General features: G+C 66.7%; 11 protein-coding genes. 9 read left to right on the top strand and 2 right to left on the bottom strand.

The annotated features are described in order from the left end of the window. Positions 1-23: 23 nt before the first annotated feature. From QSG27_RS07510 to QSG27_RS07490, 5 genes are all read left to right on the top strand, one after another. The gene (locus QSG27_RS07510) at positions 24-374 is read left to right on the top strand and encodes a hypothetical protein (RefSeq protein ID WP_306704748.1); all 351 of its coding nucleotides are present in this window, start codon (positions 24-26) and stop codon (positions 372-374) included. Positions 375-458: 84 nt separating this feature from the next. After that, complete coding sequence (locus tag QSG27_RS07505) at positions 459-689, top strand: DUF6117 family protein (RefSeq protein ID WP_306704746.1); 231 nt, start codon at positions 459-461, stop codon at positions 687-689. A gap of 91 nt (positions 690-780) precedes the next feature. Further along, on the top strand, positions 781-5136 hold the full coding sequence (locus QSG27_RS07500; protein ID WP_306704744.1) for a strawberry notch-like NTP hydrolase domain-containing protein: 4356 nt from the start codon (positions 781-783) through the stop codon (positions 5134-5136). 12 nt (positions 5137-5148) lie between these two features. Beyond that, positions 5149-6174 carry a DUF7146 domain-containing protein gene (locus QSG27_RS07495; RefSeq protein ID WP_306704742.1) on the top strand — a complete coding sequence of 342 codons (1026 nt, stop codon included), beginning with the start codon at positions 5149-5151 and terminating at the stop codon, positions 6172-6174. Positions 6175-6474: 300 nt separating this feature from the next. Beyond that, positions 6475-7407, top strand: coding sequence for a DUF2493 domain-containing protein (locus QSG27_RS07490; RefSeq protein ID WP_306704740.1), 933 nt, complete (start codon positions 6475-6477; stop codon positions 7405-7407). Positions 7408-7654: 247 nt separating this feature from the next. Here QSG27_RS07490 and QSG27_RS07485 read toward each other — a convergent pair whose 3' ends face one another. Together QSG27_RS07485 and QSG27_RS07480 are read right to left on the bottom strand one after the other, a co-directional pair. Next, positions 7655-8443: a hypothetical protein gene (locus QSG27_RS07485; RefSeq protein ID WP_306704739.1), complete on the bottom strand. Its 789-nt coding sequence runs from the start codon at positions 8441-8443 to the stop codon at positions 7655-7657. Continuing rightward, on the bottom strand, positions 8440-9252 hold the full coding sequence (locus tag QSG27_RS07480) for a class I SAM-dependent methyltransferase (protein ID WP_306704737.1): 813 nt from the start codon (positions 9250-9252) through the stop codon (positions 8440-8442). Before QSG27_RS07480 ends, QSG27_RS07485 begins: the two co-directional genes overlap by 4 nt. A gap of 952 nt (positions 9253-10204) precedes the next feature. Between QSG27_RS07480 and QSG27_RS07475 the strand changes: the two genes are divergently transcribed. The 4 genes from QSG27_RS07475 to QSG27_RS07460 are packed head-to-tail and all read left to right on the top strand — an operon-like array spanning position 10205 to position 16417. Next, positions 10205-11335: a cysteine desulfurase family protein gene (locus QSG27_RS07475; RefSeq protein ID WP_306704735.1), complete on the top strand. Its 1131-nt coding sequence runs from the start codon at positions 10205-10207 to the stop codon at positions 11333-11335. Next, positions 11332-12237: a DUF4007 family protein gene (locus QSG27_RS07470; RefSeq protein WP_306704733.1), complete on the top strand. Its 906-nt coding sequence runs from the start codon at positions 11332-11334 to the stop codon at positions 12235-12237. Before QSG27_RS07475 ends, QSG27_RS07470 begins: the two co-directional genes overlap by 4 nt. Then, positions 12234-15620, top strand: coding sequence for a hypothetical protein (locus QSG27_RS07465; protein WP_306704731.1), 3387 nt, complete (start codon positions 12234-12236; stop codon positions 15618-15620). The genes QSG27_RS07470 and QSG27_RS07465 overlap by 4 nt, the downstream gene beginning before the upstream one ends. After that, entirely contained in the window at positions 15617-16417 is an 801-nt protein-coding gene (locus QSG27_RS07460) for a phosphoadenosine phosphosulfate reductase family protein (RefSeq protein ID WP_306704729.1), read from the top strand. The genes QSG27_RS07465 and QSG27_RS07460 overlap by 4 nt, the downstream gene beginning before the upstream one ends. The last annotated feature ends 39 nt before the right edge of the window (positions 16418-16456 follow it).

Below are 16456 nucleotides of genomic sequence, written 5' to 3'. Positions count from 1 at the left end.
GTCCTCGTTGCTGGAGGTTCGTCATGACCGAGCCCTTCGTCACCATGGTCGTGCGTCTGCCGGCCGCCGCTCTCGCCGACGGCGTCCCGGTCCTCGTGATCACCGCCGAGGCCGCCTTCGTCGTGATGCCGGCCAGCCAGGGAACCGTTCTTCTCGACTCGGACGTCCCGCGGGAGCACGTCCTGCTTCGCTTGGCCGAGGAGGAGGTCCGGGAAGAGATCCGCACCGTGATCGAGGCCGACAACACGCTGACTCGGCTGGCACCGGAGATGGTCGGCGACACCGACATCGGCGAAGAGCATGGCGCCGCGCGGTTCCGGGCGGCGCTGGCCGCCATCCGTGCGGCCGAACGCCGCCTTGGCGGTGCCCCCTGATCCGTACCCGCCGGACCGTCCGCCGTCTTGTCCACTGTCGAGCCCGGCCGCCGTGCCGGGCTCCTGTCTTCTGGGAGAACCACCATGCCGATTCCCGACTTCGTGAAGGCGAATTTCGAGACGCTGCTGCGCGCCGCGGCGGCCGGCGATCTGGCGCTGGTGCAGGGCACCGACGCCCGCACCGGCGAGACCCGCTTCATTCTGTGCGCTGTCGGTCGGGACGGTGGACAGGTGGTGCTCACCCCCTTCGGGCACCTCGCCGACGCTGACCCCTATGAGCTTTACCACCCGCCGTTCGATCCCGGCGGCGGGTAGAGGGCGAGGAGGGAGGGGGCGGGGTGAGCCGGAGCGGATCGAGAGAGCGTCCACCGGCTGCTGGTCTCCCCGCTCTCCCGGATCCTCCGCCATGACCCTGACCGCCGACCTCCGAACCGATGCCGCCGCCCCCTGTCCTCCGCCCCCGGTGGACACCCCGGCGGCCCTGCTCGCCGCCGCGGAGCGGCTGCTGCCCGGCCTCGAACACGGCCGGGCCATCGACGCCGGCACGCTGCGCGCCGCGATGACCGCGGCGTTCGGCGGCTCCGACGCCGAGGGCGCCTGGAGCTGGAAGCTGGCCTACGATGCCGGCGAAGCGGCGCAGGTGCTGTTCCTGCGCCGCTTCGGCCCAGCCATGCAGGCCCGCGCCGCCAGCCCGGCGGCGTTCCTGGCCATGCTGGAGCGGGTGGCGGCGCTGCTGCCCAGCCAGACCCGCCGCTCCGAGGAGAGCCAGACCCGGCAGCAGTTCTCCACCCCGCTGCCGCTGGTCGGCGTGGTGGCCGCCGCCGCCGTGCTCACCCCGGCCGACCGCGTGCTGGAGCCCTCCGCCGGCACCGGCCTGCTCGCCGTCTTCGCCGAATTGGCCGGCGCGAACCTTGTCCTAAACGAACTGGCGGACACCCGCGCCAGCCTGCTGGCGGACCTGTTTCCCGGCGTCCCGGTGACCCGCTTCGACGCCGCCAACATCCACGACCATCTTGATGTCGCGGTCCGGCCGACGGTGGTGCTGATGAACCCGCCCTTCTCGGCGCTGGCGGCGGTGGACGGCCGGGTGGCCGACACCGCCCTCCGCCACCTCGCCTCGGCCCTGGCCCGCCTGGCCGAGGGCGGACGCCTCGTCGCTGTTACCGGCGCCGGGCTGGCGCCGGATCATCCGGCGTGGCGCGACGCCTTCGTGCGCTTGCAGGAGCGGGGCCGCGTCGTCTTCTCCGCCGCCATCGACGGGACGGTTTACGCCCGCCACGGCACCACCGTCGACACCCGGCTGACCGTCATCGACCGCGTGCCCGCCGCCGACCCAGCGGTCTTCCCGGCCTCGCCGGGCATTGCCCCGGATGCCGCCACGCTGCTGGACTGGGTCCGGCGCGATGTGCCGCCGCGCGCTTCCGCCTCGGCAGTGGCTCCGCTGTCGGTGCTGGCCCCCCCCACGGTGGCACAGCCTGTGCGCCGGGCGGCCACCATGCCGGTGGTCCCGGTGCCGGCATCCGACCCGGCGGTCGTCGAGTTGGTCTACGAGCGGCGCGACTGGACACCGGAGGCGGGCGCCTGCCTCACCGCCGCGCTCTACGAGCCCTACGCGCTCCAGTCCATCATGATCCCCGGCGCCCAGCCGCACCCGACGCCGCTGGTGCAGTCCGCCGCCATGGCTTCGGTCGCCCCGCCCAAGCCCGGCTACCGCCCGCACCTGCCCGCCGCCCTGGTCACCGGCGGCACCCTCTCCGACGCCCAGCTGGAAAGCGTCATCCTCGCCGGCGAGGCGCACGCCGGCCGTCTCGCCGGCAGCTGGACGGTGGACGACACCTTCGACGTCGTCTCGGCGGCGCCGGACGATGCCGAGGACGCGGTGCGCTTCCGCCGTGGTTGGTTCCTTGGCGACGGCACCGGCGCCGGCAAGGGCCGGCAGGTCGCCGGCATCCTCCTCGACAACTGGCTGAAGGGCCGCCGACGGGCGCTGTGGATCTCCAAGTCCGACACCCTGATCGAGGACGCCCGGCGCGACTGGTCGGCGCTGGGCCAGGAGCCCCTGCTGGTCACCCCGCTGTCGCGCTTCCGCCCCGGCGTGCCGATCACCCTGGAGCGGGGCATCCTTTTCACGACTTACGCCACCCTGCGCGGCGACGGTGGCGAGGGCGCCGTGCCGCGCGTCCGGCAGATCGTCGACTGGCTCGGCCGGGACTTCGACGGCGTGATCGTCTTCGACGAGTCCCACGCCCTGCGCAACGCCGGCGGCACCGCCGGCTTCGGCCGCGATGGCGGTCCCGTCACCCCCTCGCAGCAGGGCCGGGCCGGCCTGCGCCTCCAGCACGCCCTGCCGGACGCCCGCGTGCTCTACGTCTCGGCCACCGGCGCCACCACCGTGCACAACCTCGCCTACGCCCAGCGCCTCGGCCTGTGGGGCGGCGCGGACTTCCCCTTCGCCACCCGGGCCGAGTTCGTCCAGGCCATCGAGGCCGGCGGTGTGGCCGCCATGGAGGTGCTGGCCCGCGACCTCAAGGCCCTCGGCCTCTACAGCGCCCGCTCGCTGTCCTTCGAGGGGGTCCGCTACGAGATGGTCGAGCACCGGCTGACTCCGGGGCAGGTCGCCATCTACGACGCCTACGCCGCTGCTTTTCAAGTGATTCATGCCAACCTGACCGCGGCGCTGGAAGCCGCCAACGTCACCGGGGCCGGCGGCACCCTGAACCGCGCCGCCAAGGCCGCCGCCCGCTCCGCCTTCGAGAGCGCCAAGCAAAGATTTTTCAACCATCTGATCTCGGCGATGAAGACGCCGACCGTGCTCAAATCCATCGAACGTGACCTTGCCGCCGGCCACGCCGTGGTGGTGCAGCTCGTCTCCACCGGCGAGGCGCTGATGGAACGCCGCCTGTCCGATATCCCCACCGAAGAGTGGGACGATTTGTCGATCGACGTCACGCCGCGCGAACTCGTCCTCGAGTACCTCGCCCACTCCTTTCCGACCCAGCTGCACGAACCCTTCACCGACGCTGACGGCACCCTGTCGTCGCGGCCGGTGTGGCGGGACGGCCAACCGGTGCCCTGCCGCGAGGCGGTGGAGCGGCGCGACCGCATGATCGAGCGGCTGGCGGCGCTGGAGCCGGTGCCGGGGGCGCTTGACCAGATCGTCCAGCGCTTCGGCGCCGCCATGGTCGCCGAGGTCACTGGCCGCTCGCGCCGCATCGTGCGCAAGACCGATCCCGGCGGGGACGAGCGGCTGGCGGTGGAGAGCCGCCCCGGCTCGGCCAACCTCGCCGAGACCCGGGCCTTCCTCGACGACGACAAACGCATCCTGGTCTTCTCCGACGCCGGCGGCACCGGCCGCAGCTACCACGCCGATCTCGGGGTGAAGAACCGGCGGCTGCGGGTGCACTACCTGCTGGAGGCGGGCTGGAAGGCCGACGCCGCCATCCAGGGGCTGGGCCGCTCCAACCGCACCAACCAGGCCCAGCCGCCGCTGTTCCGCCCGGTTGCTACCGATGTGCGGGCGGAGAAGCGCTTCCTGTCCACCATCGCCCGCCGGCTCGACACGCTTGGCGCCATCACCCGCGGCCAGCGCCAGACCGGCGGGCAGGGGCTGTTCCGCGCCGACGACAACCTGGAATCCGTCTACGCCCGCGCCGCTCTGCGCCAGCTCTACGGTCTGCTGCACGCCGGCAAGGTCGAGGGCTGTTCGCTGGGCGAGTTCGAGGCGGTGACCGGGCTGGCGCTGTGTGACCGCGACGGGACCTTGCGCGAGGAGTTGCCGCCGATCACCACCTTCCTCAACCGGCTGCTGGCGCTGACCATCGGCTTGCAGAACACGCTGTTCACCGTGTTCGAGCAGCTGCTCGCCGCGAAGATCGAAGGCGCCATCGCGTCCGGCACCTACGACCGCGGCGTCGAGACGCTGGTGGCCGACAGCTTCACCGTCACGGCGCGGCGCACCCTCTACACCCACGCGGCGACCGGAGCGGAGACCCGGCTGTTCACGCTCGCCCGGCGTGACCGCAACCGGCCGATGGGTCTGGAGGAAGCGCTGGAGCGCCAGGCCACATTGCTGGTCAACGCCCGCTCGGGCCGGGCGGCGGTGGCGGTGCCCGCCGCCGGGCTGATGCTGGACGACGGTACGGTGGAGCGCCGGGTGCGCCTGCTGCGCCCGCTGGAACGCCTGACGGTGACGGTGACCGAGCTGGCGCAGAGCCACTGGCGCCCGGCCAAGCCGGAGGAACTCGCCGCCGTCTGGGAGACGGAGGCCGCCGCGGTGCCGGAGTTCGCCACCAGCACCCTGCACCTGGTGACCGGGCTGCTGCTGCCGGTGTGGCAGCGTCTGCCGGACACGAACCTGCGGGTGGTGCGGTTGCAGACCGACGACGGCGAGCGGATCATCGGCCGGGTGGTGGCGCCGGACGCCTTGGCCGAGGTCGAGCGCAATTTCGGTGCCGGCACCGGTGCGGTGCCGGCGCCGTCGGCGGAGCAGGCCTGGGCCGCGCTCTTGGAAGGGCGGACGGTGCTGCATCTGGCCGACGGGCTGCGGCTGCGCCGGGTCACGGTGATGGGTGCCCACCGGATCGAGCTGTCCGGCTTCACCGAGGGCATGGTGGAGCGGCTGAAGGCGCTGGGGCTGATGTCGGAGATCATCGCCTGGACGCTGCGGCTGTTCGTGCCGGTGGGCGAGCGCGGACCGGCGGTGTTCGCCGCCCTGCTGACCCGCCACCCGCTGCTCCGTGCTGTCGACCGGACGGGGCCGTGAGAGGCCGGCGCCATGTCCGTTGCGTCGGAGATGGCGCAGCGCCTCGCGCGGGAGGCCGAGGCGGTGTGCCGCCACTACCTGCCCCATGGGCGGCGGGAGGGACGCTACTGGCGGGTCGGTGACGTCCACGGCACGCCGGGGGAGAGCCTCTACGTCCGGCTGCACGGGACCGCCGCGGGCCGATGGGCCGATCCCGCCGCCGGCGAACACGGTGACCTGCTCGACCTCATCGGGCTCAACCGCGGCCTCGGCCGGCTGGCCGCGGTGCTCGACGAGGCGCGGGCGTTCCTCAGCCTGCCGCGGGCGCCGCCGGAGTGGCACCGGGAACCCGCGGCCCCGGTGGGATCGCCGGAGGCCGCCCACCGCCTGTTCGCCCGCTCCCGGCCGCTCGCCGGCACACTGGCCGAGGCGTATCTGCGCAACCGCGGCATTCCGGATGTCCGGAAAGACGGCTCCCTGCGGTTTCAGCCGCGCTGCTGGTACCGCGACGCCGACGACCGGCTCGCCGAAGGGCCGGCGCTGATCGCCGCGGTCACCGCTCTGGACGGCCGCCTCACCGGCGTGCAGCGCGCCTGGCTCGACCCGTCCGGCCGCGGCAAGGCGGCGATGCCGTCACCGCGCCGGGCGCTGGGCCACCTGCTCGGCAACGGCGTCCGCTTTGGCGTGGCCCGCGACGTCCTGGCGGCGGGGGAGGGCGTCGAGACCATCCTGGCGCTGCGCACCGTCCTGCCGGCCCTGCCCATGGTCGCCGCGCTTTCGGCCGGCCACCTCGCCGCCCTGTGCCTGCCGCCGACGCTGCGCCGCCTCTACATCGCCCGCGACAACGACGCCGCCGGACGCCGGGCGGTGAACCGGCTGGGGAGCCGCGCCGAGTCCCTCGGCATTGAGGCGCTGGTCCTGGCACCGGTGCTGGGCGACCTCAACGACGACCTGCTGGCGTTCGGCGTGGCGGCGCTGCGGGCGCACCTGCGGGCCCAGTTCGCCCCGGAGGATGTGGCGCGCTTCTGGGCCGGCCGTGATCGGTCATGGGGAGCCTGAGCCTCGGCGGACGGGCGCCGGTCGGAACGGGCGGATGCCGGTCCGGCCGACGGGAGGCCGCAGCCACGGCCTTCCAGCGGGCGATCGGGCGGCAGCCGGGCCGGTTCCGCAACGGCGGGCAGCAACTTTCTTCCCCGGCCGGCAGAGCCGGCCTTCCTCGCGGGACAAGAAAGCCGCCCCCCGCCGTCCTCCGCTGGCGCTGCGGCCCAAGAGGGTGCGGACCCGCCCCGCCCGCCGCAGGGGGATCGCCACGAAGGCCGCGGTGGGCGCGGCCGATCCTCCAGCCGAAGGGCAGCCGCCATGGTCACCGACACCGACGCCGCCGGGCGCCACCACGCCTCCTCCCCCACCGACCACGCCCTGACCGAACTCCAGCTCTACGGCCACCGGCCCTTCGAGGACGATCCCGATCCCCGGCCGCTGCCCGGCGAGACCGCCATCCGCGCCGCCCTGGCCGACGTCTTTGACGCCCTGGTCTCCACCCTGACCGACACCCGCCTCGAACCCGACCTGGCCGACCTGCTGTGGTCCACCGTCAACCTGTTCCACCGCGCCGCCGATCGCGTGCAGCGCGAGCTCGACGACAACGAGGACGCCCAGAAGCGCAGCCAGCGCGAGCAGGACGGCTCGGAGATCCGCTCGGTCGAACTGGAGCGCCTGCTGGCCGAAGGGCTGACGCTGATCGAGCGCCGCACCGCCATGGAGGCCTTCCGCGACCACGCCGCCGAGCTGTTCGAGGTCCACACCGGCTCAAGCTGGCGGCCGCGCGCCGGCTCGCTGGTCAGCCACCGCACCCTGACGGCGTCGCTGATCGACAGCCGCGACTTCCTCGCCGCCAAGCGGCGGGCCGAGACCGAGCCGCTGCTGCCGGCCGGTCCCCGCATCGCCTTCACCGGCGGGGTGGAGTGCAACGACCACCACCGCATCTGGGCGGTGCTCGACAAGGTCCGCGCCAAGCACCCGGACATGGTGCTGCTGCACGGCGGCAGCCCGAAGGGGGCCGAGCGGATCGCCGCCTGCTGGGCCGAGCACCGCAAGGTGGTGCAGGTGCTGTTCCGCCCCGATTGGGCTCGTCACGCCAAGGCCGCCCCGTTCAAGCGCAACGACCGGCTGCTGGAGGCGCTGCCCATCGGCATCGTCGCCTTTCCCGGCTCGGGCATCGCCGCCAACCTCGCCGACAAGGCGCGGCGCCTCGGCATTCCGGTCTGGCGCTTCGGCGACGGCGGCGCCTGAGCGCCGTCGTTCCGGCGATCCGTTTCGGCGGATCGCCGACTTTCCGTAAATCCGTTGCTCCGGACAGCTGAATCGGCGGCTGTTAGATGACCAGCATGGCTGAATTGGGCTGTTAGCGGTTGAGTGGCTTTTCGGAGCCAACCAGGCAAAATGCTGTCATCTGCCCGATACGAGCAGCTCTCATTACCAAATATTCCTTATTGAACAATCGACAGAAGCAGTGCTGTCGCGCAAGCGAACTGCCCGCTCACGCATCAGGCAATGTCAGCTCTTGCGGAATCGTGAGTTCCTCAATCTCAGCATGAGCGATATCCGGCTTGCTCCGCAACAATTCGCGGCGCGCCTCGAGTCGTTTCCGCTCGCGAGCCAGCACATCGTCTAATTGACGGGGGTAGACGTATGCTTCGTACCTTTTGGAATCTGGATCGAGACTTCCAGCGTTGGCGAGTGCGAGCATGCGAAAGTGCATGCTGGCCGCAGCCAGATGAGGGCGGATGCTCGTGGAAACGGCGCCGCCATGCTCCAGGATCAGTCGGCGCAGGGCGACCCCGTTCTCCACGATGGCATCTACGAGTGCCCTGTCACCTGGCGATAGTGCCGTCTTCCAGTTTGGGTCAAGCAATGCGGAGAGAGTTCGGAAACCGTTTCCCCCGTGCCGCCGCTTGAGCTCGCGAGAGAGCTTCAAGTTCTCAAGACTCAACTGCTCATATGGCGCGATGAAGTCGCCGATGCGTTTTTCGATCTCCTCGATTTCGAGTTCATTAGTCTTTTGAATGATCGCGGCCTTCGCATTTCGAGACGCAAAGTAGCCGCCGATGAACGCACCTAGAAGTGCAGCCGACGCCGAAATCAGAGGGTTTAACCATGGGGCCGGAGGCGCCTCCGGTTGGGTCGCAGCAGTCGTGATGTTGGCGACGAGTTCGGCTCCGTTGGGCTGAGATGTTCTATTAACGGCCGGCGACTGCGCAGTCGCCGTACCAGACGCGATCAGGAGTAGGATCAGCAGAATTGCGCTACGATAGGAAAATGTTCTCATTTTGGTCGTCGCGCGAGGCTAGATATCCACCCTGGAGCAACCGACCCAACGTCACCGTCGATCATCGGCGGTTCGTCCAAGGCCTCTATGATCTCGAAGCCTGCCAGCCTGAGATAGCAACTCCAGGACGCTTCGTCGTACAGCGTGAACCAGCGCCCTTTCCGATCACAAACCAGTCCCGCCCCCCGCTTTACGGAAGCAAAAAGCACCCCACAGGGAACCAGAAGGTCGTACAGGCTGCAGAGCACACTTTGGATGTTGTCGCGCTCAATGTGCAGCAGCGAAGCCATCGCCCAGATGCCGTCGAACGATGCCGGTGCAAAGGGCGGATAGTGAAGATCGCCCACGCTCACCGGCAGCCTCGAGTTTTTCTGGGCAATCGCTGCGAGTCCATGTGAAATATCAAGGCCCTTGGCCTCTAGGCCGGCCGCCTTGAAGCCGATCAGGTCTCGACCAGCACCGCAGCCCGCGTCCAACACGTGCCCGCCGCTTGGCAGCAGCGCGGTGAACCTCGTGATCCGATCGACAGTGTCGATGGCGACCGTCATCGCCGCATAGCTGTCCGCTTTCTGCTCGTAGTACGCAATGGTACTCGCACGCCGCTCGGCGGCCGTGCCGGCAGAAGTGTCCCCCCGCCAAAGGGCTCCTTGAGAGGTAGGTTCGGAATTGAGGGCTGTGCTCTCCATGTCATAGCAACATAATGCATGCTGAGGTGCATTGCCAGACGAGTTGAAACCGCTTGGCATTTGCCTTCCGAAGCGAATCGTCGGAAAACCGATAGCATCGGCATTCCAGCAGATATCTTGCATGTTTAGGGAGTCGGGGGGCGAGATTTTCCATGGTTATCCCAATTTTCGCAAAATCTACGCCTAAGATCATCAAGTGGAGCGTATGCGAACTCTCCACCAACGGACCAGCCCTCGGCATCACAAAGGTCCAAAATCGCTCGCTCAAAAGTATGGGCCTCGGCCGCGGAATGAAACATGCGAAAGGCGATAGGCACATACCGGATCGAGGCATATGGCGGCAGACCACCAGCCAATTCCGCCATACGACGATCTAGATCAATTGTGCGCCCGATTTTCATAACCGATCGGCCATCTACGATGTCGACACTCGGCACCAGGACATTGATTGGTCCGTCAACTAGTAGCAGGTATGCGCCCGTCCTGCCATCAGTAGTCACCGTCGTGCGCGCTCCGAAGGACGGGACTGGCCCCCGCGAACTGGTCGGCCCGGGTCGCCAATCGTCTGCCACGATAGAACGCCGAATGCGTTCGACCTCGGTCTTCAGCGCGACACGGTCATGGATAAACTCGCGCCAGACCTCGGCATCGATTGCTCCGCCAGGCCGCAAACCTGAATCGCGGCCCAAAGGCGCATTGGGATCATGCCGGCCAAAGTTGCGTAGGCGCATCGCTATGCCAGCAGGGTTGCGAAACGAGGCGAGTGCGGCGCGTCCGTCCCGTCTGCCCGCTGCCCGCAAGAGCGCCGACAACGCGACTATCTGCGGGTTGGTCTTCTCTGCCCGAGGCGCGCTTAGGTAGATGTCCATAAGAAGGACGGTCTCGTCGCGTGACCAATTCGGGTTCCGCCCGCGGTTGGGCGCCGCTTTTCGCCCAGCGTCTGTCATTGATTGAATGCCCCCGCATCGCGCCGTGATACCCCCCTGAGAAGGCGCACGGCATCCGCAACAGTCTGGTGACCTGCGATTCCCCGTGGTGTATCCTGCCAAAAAACGACCACTGATCCGAGCATAATTTGTCGATCTACCTTGACAACATGGCCGCTACGCCGGTCGATTCCCGGGTTGCGGAGCGCCATCGCGCGGCAATGATGGATCATCCCGGCAACGCGCATAGCATTGAACACTCAGTGGGTGCTCAGGCGCAGGACGCTATCGATCATGCGGCCCGTTCCCTTCTTCACGCGCTCGGAAGCGAAGCCGAAGAAGTTACGTTCACGCCTGGCGCCTCCGCCGCGCTGTGGATAGCCGTCGAGGACGCAATCGCACGGGTGGCCGGTCGGCCAGCACGTATCGCAGCAACCGCCGTCGAGCATCCCGCTCTCCTTGCCGCGCTTCGACGGGCCGAACGGGAAGGCCGGATCCGGCTTACGCTGATTTCCGTCGATGAATCTGCCTCGCCACGGCTTGAAGCCATTGAGGCCGCGCTCGCGGAAGGCGTCGACCTATTGTGCACGATGGCCGCGAATAACGAGGTCGGGACCGTGACCGATCTCACGGCAGTCGCCACGATGGTCGCCCGCTTTGGTTCGCGCCATCTCGTCGACGCAAGCCAAGCGGCAGGACATATTGAGATGCCGGGTGCGGCTGCTGCCGACCTCGTCGTTGTGAGCGGAGCCAAAATCTACGGCCCGCGCCGCGCCGGAGCGCTCATCGGCTCGCTCGGTAGGCAGGCGGTAAGCCTAGCCCACGACCTCTTCGGCAGCCCGGACGCACCCGCCGCCGTCGCGCTTGCATTCGCAATGGAACTCCGCGCGGTGGAGCGCATCATCGACGAGCCGCGGCTCGCCGCTATGCGTAACGCCTTGCAGGCACAACTCGTCGCAGCCGTACCCGGCATCCGTGTCAACGGCGCCCTCAATTCGCGACTTGCCGGTAGTCTTCACGTGTCGACACCTCATATCCCAGGTGAAGCAGCTGTCGGCCGCCTATGGGGACGCGTCGCGGTGTCCACCGGAGCAGCATGCCGGTCGGGCGTGCCGGGCCCTTCGCACGTGCTTTCGGCTATGGACGTTCCTAAGTGGGCTCGCGAAGGCGCGGTACGCATCGGGCTTGGACGGTTCAACACCGAGAGCGAAGTCGAGGAGGCGGGCGAACTGATCGCAGCCGCCCTGAACGCCACCGAACCAGCCCGGAGGCATGCATGAGCGCGGCCCTCGCCATCCGCCCCCGCTTCAGCGGGCACGAGACGTTCGCTTGTCGCTTCGCATGGTTGCCGAAGGCAGTCAGGCTCATCGCCCGCGATCCGCTAGCCCTAAGCGACGACGAGCGGGCTATCCTGGAGCTTGGGCTCGGAAAGAATATGGTCCGTGCGCTGCGATTCTGGCTTGAGGCGTTCGACGTCGCTTCGGCGCGTGACGGCTCGTGGGCACTTCTTCCCTTCGGGAAGATGGTATTCGGCGAAAACGGGCTTGACCCTTATATTGAACGGGTTGAAACGCAGTGGCTGCTACATTGGCAACTCAGCACGGCCGTCGAGAACCCGCTCTTTGCTTGGCGGCACATCCTCTATCGTCGCATGCGCACCGACTTCACGCGGTCCGAACTGCTCGCTGAGATGCGGGACGAAGGAAAACGCCTAGGCTACGACCATTCGGATGTCACTCTCCTTCAGCACGCCGACGTCTTCCTCCACAGTTATGTTGGATCCCTAAGTTCTGCATCGCCTGAAGATGCGCTCGATGGTCCGCTCGTAGATCTGGGCCTAGTGCGCCGACTTGGCCGCCGTCGCGGCGGCGCAGATAGGATAGAGCCGGTGTTCGCACTCTCTCGCATTCCGCTTGCCGACATCGGAAGCACTGTCGTTGACTACGCAATCGCGAGCTTCTGGCGCGCGAGGCGCGCTGGTGAAACAGTTATCACGTTTCGAGATCTCGCATACGGCGAGGGTTCGCCAGGTTCGACGCTGCGCCTCGAGCCGGATGACCTCCGCGACCATCTGGAGCGTTCTTCGGGGCTCTGGTCCTATCGTCTGTCGGGCGACGCCGGGAACGTCAGCTCAGTGGTGATACCTGACCCAGACCGCCTGCTTCGGGAGGTCTACGCATGAAACGCCCGTCGACCATTGCTGAGCTTTTCGGTCGTTCCGGCTTGTTCTACCGCTCCGTTGCCCTCGAGCGTGACGCCAACGATCTCTCGGCGGGCAGGTCATTCGTGCTCACTCCATGGCTTGAGCGGGGGGCGTCCGAGATCCTCTCCGGAATGCTTGAAGGCTCGACCCGGCGTGCATGGCGCATCATCGGCGATTTCGGCGTGGGGAAGTCGGCCCTCGCGCTTGCCCTCGTCCAAGCACTCGATCCGAGAACCAGCGACGCCGAGATGCCAATGCGGCGTCTGGTCGAGCGTCTCGGCGCCATGCCGCGCATGTTTCCATTACTCGTCACAGGCTCCCGCAAAGGTCTCGCGGCGGGTCTATCAGCCGCAATTGCCCACGCCATCAAATCTAATAAAGATATTTCGGCGGTTTGGTCCAGGAAGATCCAGGCGATCACCGATCCGTTCGACGCGATCATCGCGCTCCGTGACGGGCTGCGAGCGACAAAGCGTTTCGACGGCCTGTTGCTCGTCGTGGACGAAATGGGCAAGTTCTTGGAGGCAGCCGACGAGGAAGAGGGTTTCGACATCTTCCGCCTCCAATCGCTCGCTGAGGCTGCCGCGCGCTCGGCAGATGCTCCGCTCGGCGTTCTGCTCATCCTACACAAGGGCTTCCAATCGTATGCCGAAGACTGGCGCACCGCACGCCGCGGCGAATGGGAGAAGGTCGCCGAGCGCTTCGAGGAGATGGTCTTCGACCATCCCCTCTCTCACACGGCTGCGTTGCTGTCCGCTGCTCTTGCGGTCGACGTATCGTCGATCCCCCTGAAAGTCCGCAAAGCTCACGAGGAAGCAATCAAGCGCGTTCGCGCTCTTGGATGGCTTGGCCCCCGTAAAGGCGTCGGCGATGTTGGATGCTGGCCGGTACACCCTGCCACGATTCCGGTCATGGCCCGCTTCTTCGCAGGGTTTGGCCAGAACGAGCGCTCCCTGTTCGGCTTCGCGGCGAGCGAGGAACCGAATGGCCTGCGGGCGTTCGCCGCTGAGACCGGGGTGGACGCGGGATTGTACGGGATCCACAACCTATTCGACTATGTGGCCTCCTCATTCGGCCATCGACTGACGTCCCGAGCGGGCGTCGGGGAGTGGGACCGTATTGGCGCGGTGCTTGACCGTGCCGCAGACGCTGATCCGGTCGAGAGCGCCGCTTTAAAGACCATCGGCATCCTGAATCTTCTGGACGCGCCCGAACTTACGGCGACGGCCGACAGCGTCCGCGAAGCGCTTGTTCCTTCCTTCGACGCGAGCCAAGCCGACGAGGCGATTTCCCGTCTCATCTCGGACGGAATGGTCTTTCGACGGCCGGGACGTTCGGAACTCCGCCTCTGGACAAGTCGGCGTGTCGATCTCGCTGTGATCTGGACAGATGCGGAACGTGAAGTGGACTCGCGAGAGATTCTTCGGAACCTCCCGCGGCATCTGGCTAACGTACCGCTCCGACCGCACGTGCTCGCCCGACGCCACTCTGTTACCACGGGCACCAGCCGCCGTTTCGCAGTGAGGTGCACCCATCCGTCGGCCCTGGCGGGCTATGGCGGGCACGGCGAAGCGGACGGCGGCGTGGTCGCAGTAATGTGCGGCGACACTGAGGATCTGCGGATCGCGCGTGCATGGTCAGCGGAAGTCACTGCGCAATGTCCGACGATGCTCACGATCGTGGTTCCACCAAGGCCAGAGCTCGGACCTCAGATGGTGGATCTTTTGCGCCACCGTTGGGTCGTTTCGAATGCCGCTGCGCTCCAGGAGGACTCCTATGCGATGGCAGAGATTGAAAGGACCGTGGCCGATCTGGAGACACGGCTTGTGTCGTCAATCGAAGCCACACTCGGTCTGCGGGGATACGAACCTACGGTACAGTTGGACGCCTTCTGGAACGGTGACGCTATAACTCTGGACGCGCCGATCCATTCGATTGTTTCGACACTGTGCGACCGCATCTACAACCAAGCGCCGAAGGTCGAGAACGAGCTTGTCAATCGGCATGCGCTAACAAGCGCCGGTGCCGGAGCACGACAGCGGCTCATCGAGCGCATGTTCGATCACGCGCACGACTCGGAACTTGGATTCAGGACCGGCAAGAACCCGCCAGAACGAGCTCTTTACCTCTCGCTTCTTCGTCGCGGCCGCGTACATCGCCAGGAGCAAGGCGAGTGGAAGATCTTGCCGCCGATTGAGGGTGACGATCCGCTCAGGCTAAAGCCCGCGCTCGACGCGATCGAGGCCCGTCTCGGCCAGGATGGAGAGCGGGTACCGCTGCCCGAACTCTACGCTTTGATCGAAGCGCGCCCCTACGGCGTGCGTCGCGGCCTCGCTCCTCTCCTTCTCGCCATCACGCTGGTCGCGGCTGGTCATCGTGTCGCGCTATTTGAACGGGGCACGTACTGCACTAAACTGGACGGCGCCGCATTTATGCGCATCCTTAAGGCGCCCGAGCACTTCGCGCTTCAATGGGTTGCGCTCGAGGGGGTGCGAGCGGAAGTCTTCCATCGACTCGCCATCCTGCTCCACCAACCTCCTGAGGAGTCGGGGATCCGCCTGGTCGTAGATCCGCTTATCCGCTTCGGCGTGGAGCTTCCGTTTTACGTCCAGCATTCATCGGCGCTCGGACCCGAGGCGCGCGCTGTGAGGCGGGCGCTTGCCCGGTCGCCCAGCCCGGTCAACCTTGTGTTCACCGAGCTTCCCCTTGCCTGCGGCATGGAACCGTTCGCCCCGGACGCGCCACCAGACGCCGATCGGGCGAGCCTCTTTGTTGACCGCCTTGACGCGGCAGTTTCGGAACTGCGGGGTTGCTATCCGAAACTTCTCGAGGATATCCGTGTAGGCGTACTTGAAGCGGTGGTAGCTCCAGACCGTGCCGCAATCGGAGAGCGGGCGGCTGCGCTGGGCTTCCGGGTGCGCGAGCAGAAGCTGCGGACGTTTGCGATGCGGCTGGCAGATGGAGCGCTTGGTGAAGACCAGTGGGCCGAGGCACTGGGCGGTGCTGTGATTGGGAAGCAGCCTACGCGCTGGCTCGATCATGATGTTGACGCATGGCGGTCGCAGCTTGCTGAACTGGCCGGGCAGTTCCTCCGTGTCGAGGCTGCAGCCTTCGGCGGGGCACGTTCAAAGCGCGATGCCGTGCGGATATCTCTCACCCGCCCGGATGGGCAGGAGCGATCGGTGATCGTCGACATTGTAAATCTTAACGAAGATCAGATGAAGGCGCTGAGGGCCATTGAGCGCATGGCGGCAGACGCAAAATTGAACCTAGATACCGTTGCGGCACTACTGTCTATAGAGAGCATGCAAAAAGAAAACAGTCTGCTCGATGCAGAAGAACAGAAGCGGGATCGCGCATGATCAGGCACGTTCTTAGTCTCTCCGGTGGCAAGGACAGTGCGGCGCTGGCCGTCTATTTGCGCGACCGCGTGCCCGACATGGAGTACATATTCCACGATACCGGCAAGGAACTTCCCGAGACGTACGACTATATGGCGCGTCTCGAAAGCATCCTCGGCCGTCCCGTCACCCGCACCACGCCGGAAGATACTTTCGATCACTGGCTAGCCGTATACGGTGACATGCTGCCGTCGAACCACCGGCGCTGGTGCACAAAGATGCTGAAGCTCAAGCCATTCGAGGCGTACATCGGCGACGATCCAACCATTAACTATGTTGGGCTCCGGGCTGACGAGAAGCGGGTCGGTTACATCAGTACGAAGCCCAACATCACGGCAGTGTATCCTTTTCAAGAAGACGGACTGGTGCGCGCTGACATCATTAGGATTCTTGAAGACAGCGGCCTAGGGCTTCCACCCTACATGGAATGGGGCAGATCGCGATCGGGCTGCTACTTCTGTTTCTACCAACAGAAGGTCGAATGGGTGCGTCTGAAACGGCGCCATCCGGATCTCTTCGAGCGGGCCAAGGAATACGAGGAACGTAGTGCTCTAGTGAGCGAAGGTTTCACTTGGTGCAGCAGGGAGTCGCTTTCCGAGTTGGAACGCCCCGAACGCATGGCACAGATTGAGCGTAACTGGGAAGCTTCTTCCGCGCGTCGCGCTGCCCGACGGGAGAATCTTCCTCTGGCAGCTGTGCTGGGAGGAGCTGAGCATGAAGAGGAGGAACCGGAAGGTTGCCTGATTTGCAGCCTCTGACAGTGCTTGCACCCTGCGGTGAGCTGTCGTATCTCGAAG

The organism is Azospirillum isscasi, from assembly GCF_030849505.1.
Taxonomy (GTDB): domain Bacteria; phylum Pseudomonadota; class Alphaproteobacteria; order Azospirillales; family Azospirillaceae; genus Azospirillum; species Azospirillum isscasi.
Note: the sequence above shows the minus strand (reverse complement) of the source record. Positions and strands in the feature narration are given on the sequence as shown.

What these genes read in the sequence shown, in the direction of transcription:
- QSG27_RS07460 (WP_306704729.1), top strand. Translation starts at nt 15,617, where the DNA reads ATGATCAGGCACGTTCTTAGTCTCTCCGGTGGCAAGGACAGTGCGGCG.
- QSG27_RS07465 (WP_306704731.1), top strand. Translation starts at nt 12,234, where the DNA reads ATGAAACGCCCGTCGACCATTGCTGAGCTTTTCGGTCGTTCCGGCTTG.
- QSG27_RS07500 (WP_306704744.1), top strand. Translation starts at nt 781, where the DNA reads ATGACCCTGACCGCCGACCTCCGAACCGATGCCGCCGCCCCCTGTCCT.
- QSG27_RS07485 (WP_306704739.1), bottom strand. Translation starts at nt 8,443, where the DNA reads ATGAGAACATTTTCCTATCGTAGCGCAATTCTGCTGATCCTACTCCTG.
- QSG27_RS07495 (WP_306704742.1), top strand. Translation starts at nt 5,149, where the DNA reads ATGTCCGTTGCGTCGGAGATGGCGCAGCGCCTCGCGCGGGAGGCCGAG.
- QSG27_RS07470 (WP_306704733.1), top strand. Translation starts at nt 11,332, where the DNA reads ATGAGCGCGGCCCTCGCCATCCGCCCCCGCTTCAGCGGGCACGAGACG.
- QSG27_RS07510 (WP_306704748.1), top strand. Translation starts at nt 24, where the DNA reads ATGACCGAGCCCTTCGTCACCATGGTCGTGCGTCTGCCGGCCGCCGCT.
- QSG27_RS07480 (WP_306704737.1), bottom strand. Translation starts at nt 9,252, where the DNA reads ATGCAAGATATCTGCTGGAATGCCGATGCTATCGGTTTTCCGACGATT.
- QSG27_RS07505 (WP_306704746.1), top strand. Translation starts at nt 459, where the DNA reads ATGCCGATTCCCGACTTCGTGAAGGCGAATTTCGAGACGCTGCTGCGC.
- QSG27_RS07490 (WP_306704740.1), top strand. Translation starts at nt 6,475, where the DNA reads ATGGTCACCGACACCGACGCCGCCGGGCGCCACCACGCCTCCTCCCCC.